This window comes from Halomonas sp. AOP13-D3-9 (assembly GCF_052379125.1).
Lineage (GTDB): Bacteria > Pseudomonadota > Gammaproteobacteria > Pseudomonadales > Halomonadaceae > Vreelandella.
Window position 1 is genome coordinate 1 of sequence record NZ_JBQSYH010000072.1, and the last position, 212, is coordinate 212.

General features: G+C 50.0%; 1 protein-coding gene. It reads right to left on the reverse strand.

Features of this window, described 5'->3' with window-relative positions; all coding sequences use genetic code 11:
- Window positions 1-212: cation transporter dimerization domain-containing protein (locus ACT3UM_RS24245; protein WP_498902571.1), on the reverse strand; the 212-nt coding region annotated here is incomplete at both ends.

The window sequence follows — 212 nt, forward strand, 5'->3', positions numbered from 1 at the left end:
GGCATTTTGATGCGCGTGGTCACTATGCTCAAACTCTAGGCTGGAATGAGCAATACTGAAGCGCATTTTAAGCTGCTCCTTGATCTCTGCTTTGACGGATTCAAGCTGCTGCCAGCCGGTTTCTGTCAGAACCACGTGGCAGTCAAGGGCTGCCATGTTTTCCTGCATCTGCCATAGATGCACATGGTGAATATCCTGGACTCCCTCGATAT